This window comes from Candidatus Cloacimonadota bacterium, from assembly GCA_020532355.1.
Taxonomy (GTDB): domain Bacteria; phylum Cloacimonadota; class Cloacimonadia; order Cloacimonadales; family Cloacimonadaceae; genus UBA5456.
The window spans coordinates 1-2,542 of record JAJBBD010000027.1 but is presented as its reverse complement, the minus strand read 5'-3'; the positions used below and the strand labels follow the sequence as shown (position 1 = coordinate 2,542).

At 41.5% G+C, this 2,542-nt stretch carries 3 protein-coding genes; all 3 read left to right on the top strand.

Annotation, left to right across the window (positions count from 1 at the left end; genetic code table 11):
* A partial coding sequence (locus tag LHW48_00830; protein ID MCB5259006.1) for a hypothetical protein occupies nucleotides 1-886 on the top strand: 886 nt, incomplete at its 5' end.
* A 9-nt stretch (nucleotides 887-895) separates the two neighbouring features.
* Nucleotides 896-1,927, top strand: a complete 1,032-nt coding sequence (locus tag LHW48_00825; protein ID MCB5259005.1) for a PorV/PorQ family protein — start codon at nucleotides 896-898, stop codon at nucleotides 1,925-1,927.
* Between the two features lie 22 nt (nucleotides 1,928-1,949).
* The coding region (locus LHW48_00820) for a hypothetical protein (protein ID MCB5259004.1) at nucleotides 1,950-2,542 on the top strand (593 nt) is incomplete at its 3' end.

Genomic DNA, 2,542 nt, shown 5'->3' with positions numbered 1-2,542 from the left:
TGAGTATTTCCTATACAAAACAGTGGAAGGTGATACTTTTCACGGTTGGCCCTTGTATTCTGCTGCTGCCGAATTAAATGATTATGACAGCTGGCAAACACTACAAAACCGAGCAGATTCCATAGATGTGGCATACGCTGCATTTAGTAATGAAGAACGTCAGGCAATGAAAGCTCGGATATTTATGCATGAGCATCTTAAAGATAAACCAGAACTATTTGATGCTTTATACGATCCTAAAACAATACCCTTAGTAACTTTTGCTCTCCCTGCTCCTCCGGCTGGAGGTCCTGCTAATCCAGATCTAGAACAATGGGAAGAAATCAAAAAAGATCGCTTAGCAAGAAGATATTACAAATCTACAATTTGGCATCCCAGAAGAGGTGTAGAATACTACGTTGCAGTAACAGCTTATGATCGTGGAATACCAAGCCAGAATCTATCATTTTTAGAAACTGGGCGCGATGCAGATGCAAATATGAAGATTATCTTTCCCGGTAGCTTGGCTCGTGATTCGATGGACGATATCAAAGTTATCCCCAATCCGTATTTGGGACGTAGTAAATTTGATGGTCGTTTGGCGAATGATGAAAAGGGAGATAAGAGTCGCCGCTTGTGGTTTGTTAATTTGCCTAAACGCTGCACAATCCGGATATATACGTTGGCCGGTGATTTAGTGAAGACTCTGGATCATGAGGGTGCCACATCAACAGATATTGTTACCATTTCTAAGGATGGTACTCAGGGATTATCTGCTGACGGCATGCATGCTTGGGATCTACTATCTAAAAACAATCAGATTATTGCTCCCGGAGTATATCTGTTTAGTGTTGAAAACAAAAACAACGACAAAATCAAAGTCGGCAAGTTTGTCATTATCAAATAGGGAGGAGCTGTGAAAAGAAAAATTATCCTGATCCTCACCCTTGCAGCATTGCTCATACCCATGGGAATTTACGCCAAGCCATTTGGCAAAGTGGGAACTGCAGGTTTGCAATTCCTAAAAATTGGCGTGGATGCCAGAGCAATTGGAATGGGTGAAGCATATACGGCTGTAACGGATGACATTTCCTCCGTATATTGGAATCCTGCAGGTTTAGCACCTTCATACCAAAACCAAGTGTTTTTCTCGCATACGAATTGGGTTGCGAGTATCATGCAGGAATTTGCCGCTGCTACCTATACTAATGGTGTATCTACCTTAGCTTTATATGGAACCGTGTTGCATATGGATGATATGGAGATAACCGACGAAGATACGTTTGGTCATACCGGCGAGTACTTTACATGTAGTGATATGGCCATGGGCATTGTCTATGGTCAGCAGTTTACCGATAAGTTTTCTGCGGGCGTAGGTATAAAGTATTTGCGCGAAAACCTTCATGAATACAGTGTTAACAGTTATGCTGTTGATGTAGGTTCTATGTATAACACTGGATATAAAAACATCAAAATTGGCATGGCGCTGAAAAATTTCGGTCCGGATATTCATTATGAAGTTGATGATGATGGTGATGGTTTAGTCAATGAAGACCCATTCGACCTATTCGATAACGATGGCGATGGAATAATCGATGAGGATCGCCCTGAAATGGAAAGTAAGATTCCCCTACACTTTTCTCTGGGAGTATCTGGAGACCTAATGCGAACAGATACCAGTTACGTGATTGTATCGGCTCAACTAGACAATGTTATAGATAGAATGGAAACGTGGAATTTGGGAACAGAATATAAATTGGGTAACTTATTCTTAAGGGGAGGTTATCAATTTGGTTATGACGCCGCCGGATACAGTGCCGGAGCTGGGTGGCAAGTTCCTACGAGCCTTGGAATATTTAATATAGATTATGCATACACAGACATGGGGCTACTTGCTGAAAGCTTTTTGAAAAGTGCTCATCGTGTTTCACTCAAATTAAGATATTAATAAGATAATTAATGGAGGAATAATGAAAAAAGTTCTTTTGATCGCACTATGCTTCTCCTTTATAATTGGGGGCGCATTTGCCAAACAGATGCTTCCCACCAATTTTGAGAAGCCAATCGACACCAATCCACGGGCAAAGGTAGTTTTACCCAACCGTGATGCTCCGAGCTACTCTTTTTACCAGGCACCAATGGCATTGGCTACTAGTCATTACGACTACATGATTGGCTCATACAATAGCATTCCAATACGCGTAATTCCAGATGAAGCTGGTGGAGGTTACTTTCTGACTTTCCATGGCAAAGAATCTCCCAGTGCTACTCGTCGTGTGTACTATGCCTATATTGAGTCGAACGGTAATCCCAATGTTGGTACTATTTCTACTACTCAAAATGGGGAAGGATATCCTACAGTAGCAAGAGACCCAGTTTCCGGAAAACCTATGTATGCCTGGCACGCAAACCATGATACTGATGCAGAATTGGAAGTACAATTTACTTCAGATGCCCTCATGTTCGGTATGTGGGGCTTATTTAACACCATTGTTGCTCCTATTAATAATCCTACAGCAATTTCCTATTCTGGTGGAAGCACAAATGACAATGAGTTTATCTG